The organism is Lascolabacillus sp. (assembly GCF_028696275.1).
Classification (GTDB): Bacteria; Bacteroidota; Bacteroidia; order Bacteroidales; family Dysgonomonadaceae; genus Proteiniphilum; species Proteiniphilum massiliensis.
In genome coordinates this window covers 47,458-53,712 of the sequence record NZ_JAQVHI010000013.1, presented here as the reverse complement: position 1 = coordinate 53,712, position 6,255 = coordinate 47,458, and the positions used below count along the sequence as shown (strand labels likewise).

6 protein-coding genes are annotated in these 6,255 nt (G+C 41.9%); all 6 read left to right on the top strand.

Annotated features, from left to right (window positions below; genetic code table 11):
* The first annotated feature begins 141 nt into the window (after nucleotides 1-141).
* The 6 genes from nusB to PHO43_RS05195 all read left to right on the top strand — a co-directional run bounded on the left by nusB (nucleotide 142) and on the right by PHO43_RS05195 (nucleotide 6,248).
* On the top strand, nucleotides 142-1,068 hold the full coding sequence (gene nusB, locus PHO43_RS05220) for a transcription antitermination factor NusB (protein ID WP_045090360.1): 927 nt from the start codon (nucleotides 142-144) through the stop codon (nucleotides 1,066-1,068).
* Nucleotides 1,069-1,095: 27 nt separating this feature from the next.
* Nucleotides 1,096-1,407 carry a preprotein translocase subunit YajC gene (gene yajC / locus PHO43_RS05215; RefSeq protein ID WP_045090361.1) on the top strand — a complete coding sequence of 104 codons (312 nt, stop codon included), beginning with the start codon at nucleotides 1,096-1,098 and terminating at the stop codon, nucleotides 1,405-1,407.
* A gap of 16 nt (nucleotides 1,408-1,423) precedes the next feature.
* Entirely contained in the window at nucleotides 1,424-2,413 is a 990-nt protein-coding gene (locus PHO43_RS05210) for a YbbR-like domain-containing protein (protein ID WP_288010425.1), read from the top strand.
* A 2-nt stretch (nucleotides 2,414-2,415) separates the two neighbouring features.
* Nucleotides 2,416-3,009 (top strand): dephospho-CoA kinase, encoded by a 594-nt coding sequence (coaE, locus tag PHO43_RS05205; RefSeq protein WP_288011527.1) that lies wholly within the window; start codon nucleotides 2,416-2,418, stop codon nucleotides 3,007-3,009.
* Between the two features lie 87 nt (nucleotides 3,010-3,096).
* Nucleotides 3,097-3,294, top strand: a complete 198-nt coding sequence (locus PHO43_RS05200; protein ID WP_045090364.1) for a winged helix-turn-helix domain-containing protein — start codon at nucleotides 3,097-3,099, stop codon at nucleotides 3,292-3,294.
* A 104-nt stretch (nucleotides 3,295-3,398) separates the two neighbouring features.
* Entirely contained in the window at nucleotides 3,399-6,248 is a 2,850-nt protein-coding gene (locus PHO43_RS05195) for an FAD-binding and (Fe-S)-binding domain-containing protein (protein ID WP_288011525.1), read from the top strand.
* Nucleotides 6,249-6,255: the final 7 nt, after the last annotated feature.

Here is a 6,255-nt window from a genome sequence, read left to right as displayed (position 1 = left end):
ACAAGTATTCCACCAATCACTAATGAAATATAAACCAATCTATAACAACCTTTTGATTTTTTGTATATTTAATACCGAAAAAAATAACTACTTTTGCAACTCATTATAAGCTATTGCTTAAGAAATAAGTTCATTCATAAAATGATAAACAGAAATTTAATTCGTATAAGGACTGTTCAGTTAGTCTACTCATGGTATCAAAATACGAATAGAGATTTAAGAAAAGCTGAAAAAGAGCTGTTGTTCGGGTTACAAAAATCATACGATCTTTATTATTACATGCTGCAGCTGATGCTGGAAGTAACTAAGGTGTACGAACAGAGAGTGGAGGCTAAAAAGAATAAGTTCCTTCCTTCAGAAGAGGATCTGAATCCAAACATGAATCTTCTTGAGAACAAGTTCATAATACAGCTGAGCGACAACAAGCAGCTGCAGAAGTATAACCTCGACAGACCACAATCGTGGGAAGAGAATGAGTCATATGTTAAAAACCTGCTGGAGGTTATTCTGGAATCGGAAACATATAAGAACTATTCTCAGATTCAAGCGCCAACATACGATGAGGACAGGGAGTTCTGGAGAAAGGTATTTAAGCAGTTTATATGCGGAAGTGAGGAGCTATACGATCTCCTTGAGGATGAATGTATATACTGGAATGATGATATAGAGATTATTCAGTCGTTCGTGCTCAAAACAATAAAGAGATTTAATGAAAATAAGGGGGCTGACCAACCGCTTCTACCAATGTTTAAGGATGAGGAGGATAAGGAGTATGCACTGAAACTTCTGCATGAGACTATCCTTGGGGAGAAAAAATTCAGGGATCTTATTGAGGAGAATACAGATAAATGGGATTTCGAGAGGATTGCTGTGATGGATCTTATTATAATGCAGGTGGCTCTTGCCGAGATTTTTACTTTTGAATCGATCCCTACCAGTGTTTCGCTGAATGAGTATATTGATATCGCAAAATCATACAGTACTCCTAAGAGCGGTACTTTTATAAATGGAATTTTAGATGCGATAGTGCATAAAATTAAGAATGAAAATCTTATCTTTAAAAATTAATTATAAACTTATAAAAAATAATTTCTTATGAATATTTTATTACAAGCAACAGCACAAGGTCCTGCAGGTGGAATGGGTGGAACTTTAATCATGCTTATTGCAATTATTGCAGTATTCTATTTCTTCATGATCCGCCCACAGCAGAAAAAGCAGAAAGAGCTGCAGAAGAGCCGTGAAGCCATGACAACAGGCGATAAGGTTGTTACTGCAGGTGGTATTCATGGAAGAATTAAAGAGGTGGGCGACACATGGTTCCTTGTGGAGATTGCCGATGGTGTGAGGATTAAAATCGAGAAGACATCGGTTTTCCAAACTACAAAAGATATAGCTGCTCAATAATAAATTCATTCGTGCAATGGATTTAAAAGCTATCATAAAGGATGGGGTTCCCAGGTTAAAATCATACTTCTCTGCTTTGCCGTGGAAGAGTATGCTGGCTTTCCTGTTTTTCCTTTTGGTAGCTTTTATTTTCTGGTTGATGCTCTTCTTCCAGAAACAAAATATTGAAGGTACCTACCGTGTACCATTGAAATACACAAATATCCCCGAAGATGTGGTGTTTGATAATCCTTTGCCTGCTTATATTGATGTGAGCGTTTCTGATAATGGGGCGGAGATTTTCAGGCTTGATATTAGGAAAAAGGACTCGCTGGAGATCGATTTTGCTGCATTGACGGAAGATGGCACTACGCTTATTCAGGGTGAGCAGTTTCGTCAACTGCTGCGGGGTAAGTTTGCATCGGGTACGATTATCAGGGGGTATTACCCTATGACGCTATCTCTGGCTACCTCTAAGCTGGAGAGTAAGGAGCTGACCGTGGCTTTTGACGGGGAGCTGACCACGAGCAGGGCTAATCTGGTTGTCGACTCTGTAACGTTTATTCCTGAAACGGTTATGGCATACGGATCGAAGGAGTCGCTCGACAAGCTTAAGGTTGCTACTACTGAATATACTTTGTTTAAGAATCTTAACGCTACCTCTCAGCTGAAGATTAAGATTAATCCGGTGGAGGGGGTGAAATTCTCTCCTACTGAGGTGGATATTTATATCCCGGTGGTTGAGTATACTGAGCAAACATTCGAGGTTCCGATAAGGGCTACTCACCTACCCCGAAATCTTGATGTGAAGTTTTTCCCTTCTCGTGCTAAGGTTACATTCTCTGTTACTCTTGATGAGTATAAGAAGATTGTTGCTGAGGATTTCGAGATTGAGCTGGATTACAGGAAATTCAGGGATAATCAGGATGGACGTGTTGAAATTAGTCTGACCAAAGCGCCGGCAACAGCTATTGAGCCGAAGCTATCACCTACTCAGGTTGAGTTCCTATTTGAAAATGTTGACTGAAGATGATCAGAATTGGTGTGACCGGAGGCATAGGTAGCGGTAAGTCTGTTGTGTGTGATATTTTCCGCATTTACGACATACCGGTATTTGATGCTGACATCGAGGCGAAAAGGCTTAATGACACTTCTCAAACAATTAGAAGGCAGCTTATTCATCATTTCGGGCCTGATATCTACGAGAACGATAGATTGAACCGAAGGAGATTTGCCGAACTGATTTTCAGCAATGATCAGAATATTAAGATTGCTAACTCAATTATTCATCCTGTGGTGGCCGACTGCTTCCTGGAGTGGTGCAATAGCTATAGGGAGTGCCCTGTTGTTGTTATTGATGCTGCTCTTCTGATAGAGGCCGGCTTTAATCAGTTTGTTGATAAAGTGATTACGGTTTATACTCCCGAGGAAACAAGGATTGAGAGGGTTATGAAACGTGACGGGGTAAGCAGGGAGCAGGTGGAGGCGCGTATGTTTAACCAGATGCCCGAAGAGGAGAAGGTGAAGCATTCTGATTATGTTATCTACAATGATAGCAGCCACTCACTGATAGAGCAGGTTTCGAAGATTCTTGATGAGTTATCTTTCACTCACTCAGCTTAAACTGCAGCTAAATTATTGCAATTAAGATTTTTAGATTTAACTTTGCAGCTTAATTAGACTATTAATTTTGTAAACAATAGAAAAAAAATGATTGAGAAATTTGGTATTAATGCCGGGAAAGTATGGACTGTGCTTGATAAGAAAGGAAAGCTGGAGATAAAGGCTCTTAAGAAAGAGACAAAATTAACTGATAAAGATCTTTACGCTGCATTAGGATGGCTGGGACGTGAAGAGAAGATTGCTATTGAGACTGAAGGAAAGGATATCTTCATCTCACTGAATTAAGATTTTAGACTTACCTATATGATTATTGAAAGAGCGGTTGTTTAACTGCTCTTTTTTAATATTATTTTGTAAGTTTGTGCTCTTACATGTAAATCCTTTATTGAATGACTGAAAAACAATTGCATAAAGAGCTTGCTGATATATTCACTGCAGATCAGCTGTTTACAGATGAGCTCTCTCGCCTTACAAAGGGTACGGACGCCGGTCTGTATCGTCTCATACCAAAAGCGGTTGTTAAGGTAAATTCTGAGGAGGAGGTTATTCGCCTGCTCAGGTTTTGCAACGACAAGAAGATTCCTGTGACTTTTAAAGCGGGGGGAACTAGTTTGAGCGGGCAGACTATTTCTGACTCCATACTTATGGAGGCGGGCAAGGGTTTTGATTTTTCGGTTATTACTGATAATGGGGAGACAGCCACTTTTGGGTGTGGTTTGACAGGTGGTGCGGCTAACCTTATTCTAAGGAGATATAGAAGGAAACTGGGACCAAAACCGGCATCTGTTAAGTCGGCCAAGATTGGTGGTATCATCTCTAATAACGCAAGTGGCTCCAGCTACGGTATTCTGCACAACAGCTACAACACCATCAAATCGATGCGCATTATTTTTGCAAATGGCTCTGTTCTGGATACGGGCAATAGCGAGAGCCGCAAAGCTTTTATCGCTGAGAATCCTCAACTGATTGGTGATATAGTTCAGCTGCACAGGGATGCTACTGAGAACAAGGCGATTGAAAGCAGAATTGCATCGAAATTTAAGCTTAAGAATACCTGCGGATATGGAGTAAACTCTTTGATCGATTTTGATGATCCAATCGATATAATTCAGCATCTGATGATTGGTTCGGAAGGAACGCTTGGCTTTATCTCACAGGCAACCTTCAGAACTGTTCATGATGCTCCTCTGAAGGCTACTGCAATGGTTTACTTCAGGAACCTGCGTGATGTGAGTGAGGCTATTATCCCGCTCAGGGGCTGCCAGGTGAGTGCTGCTGAGCTGATGGACAGAAATGCACTTAGGGCTGTTGAAGATCAGCAGGGTATGCCGGAAGAACTGAAGACACTGCCTGAGGGTGCGGCAGCTCTGCTTATTGATACTTCGGCAGATGATGAGGCTACTCTTCTGAATCAGATGCGTGAAATTGAGGAGAGGCTTGCTCATATAGAGACATTGACTCCAATAAAATTTACTACTGATAAGTTTTTATACAACCTCTACTGGAATGTGCGTAATGGTCTGTTCACCTCGGCGGCGGCTACCCGCCCTGCTCACACTGCAAGTATTATAGAGGATGTGGCTTTTAGCGGAGAGAGATTGGGTGATGCGCTTACTGATCTGCGTGAGCTTCTTGTGAACAGCGGTTACAGCGATGCAGTGATGTGGGGACATCTACTCGACGGGAACGTCCATTTCACAGTTTTCCCTGATATAAACAGTGTGGAGGAGGTGAAAAGATATTCCACTTTTATGCATGAGCTCTCTGAACTGGTTGTTGTGAAACATGATGGCAGCCTTAAGGCGGAGCATGGTACCGGCAGGAATATGGCCCCGTTTGTGGAGAAAGAATGGGGAAGCGATATATACGATTTGATGAAGCGTATAAAGAGGGCATTTGATCCTGATAATGTTCTTAATCCGGGGGTTATTATAAATGATGACAGCGAGGTATTTATAAAAAATCTCAAACGGATACCTGATGCAAATCCTATTATAGATAAATGTATTGAGTGCGGATTCTGCGAGGTTGTTTGTCCTTCCAAAGATCTTACTCTGACACCAAGACAGCGTATTGTTGCATACAGGTTTATTGCTGACAGCAGCTCTGCAGAGAAAAATAGGCAGAAGAGTATTCTGAAGCAGGTGAGGGAGATATCATATCCGCTGGATCAGACTTGTGCTACGGATGGACTATGTGGGATAGCTTGTCCTGTTGACATTGATACGGGTAAGCTCGTGAAGGAGCTGAGATGGCAGCAGAATGGCAAACTGGCAAATATGGTGGCTGACACTATTGCCTCAAATATGGCGCCGCTTACATCTTTTATCAGGGGATTTATTACTCTGCCCCACTCTATATCTAAGGTGGTTGGATATAAGTCCATGGAGAACTTTGCAAGAGGTATTTACAAGCTTGGGGATGGTGTTTTCCCACTATGGACAAAATATACACCATCAGGGAGCAAAAAGATAAAACAGAATATATACTCAAATGAGAACCCCGATTCGCCTGAGGTGGTATATTTCCCATCATGCATAACAAGATCAATGGGTGGCCCTTCGTTCGGTTACGAAGAGAAAGAGGATCTGCCTGCAAAGATGCTCTCTGTTTTGAGAAAAGCGGGGTATAAAGTTATTATCCCTGAAGAGAAAAACAGACTTTGCTGCGGTATGGCCTTCAGTAGTAAAGGTTTCAGAAAACAGGCCGCCAGGAAGGAGAATGAGCTGAATGAGGCGCTTTTAAAAGCAAGCAGGAACGGTGAACTGCCGATAGTGTGTGATATGAGTCCATGCCTCCTGCATATGCGTGAGACTTTGGACGGGAGACTAAAACTGTATGATCAGGTTGAGTTTATTCATGATTTTTTGATTGGGCGGCTCCAGTTCACAAAAGCACCTGTGAGGATTGCTGTTCACTCTACATGCAGTGCTACAAAGATGCAGCTGGAGGAGAAACTGTTTAAGGTTGCATCGCTCTGTGCAGATGAGGTGATTGTGCCGGATAGTGTGACATGTTGCGGATGGGCGGGTGACCGTGGATTCTTCTATCCGGAACTGAATAATGCTGCTCTCTCACCGTTAAAACATGAGATAATGAATGCGAGTGAGGGTTATTCCAACAGCAGGACCTGTGAGATTGGACTATCTATTAACAGCGGAGTAGCGTATAAGTCGCTCGTTTACCTTGTTGACAAATGCACAACAATGCACAACATAGTTGACGAATTCAGATCATAGAGAGGAA

Excerpts from the sequence above, each read along its gene's own strand:
- nusB (WP_045090360.1), top strand. The coding sequence starts at position 142 with ATGATAAACAGAAATTTAATTCGTATAAGGACTGTTCAGTTAGTCTAC.
- yajC (WP_045090361.1), top strand. The coding sequence starts at position 1,096 with ATGAATATTTTATTACAAGCAACAGCACAAGGTCCTGCAGGTGGAATG.
- PHO43_RS05210 (WP_288010425.1), top strand. The coding sequence starts at position 1,424 with ATGGATTTAAAAGCTATCATAAAGGATGGGGTTCCCAGGTTAAAATCA.
- coaE (WP_288011527.1), top strand. The coding sequence starts at position 2,416 with ATGATCAGAATTGGTGTGACCGGAGGCATAGGTAGCGGTAAGTCTGTT.
- PHO43_RS05200 (WP_045090364.1), top strand. The coding sequence starts at position 3,097 with ATGATTGAGAAATTTGGTATTAATGCCGGGAAAGTATGGACTGTGCTT.
- PHO43_RS05195 (WP_288011525.1), top strand. The coding sequence starts at position 3,399 with ATGACTGAAAAACAATTGCATAAAGAGCTTGCTGATATATTCACTGCA.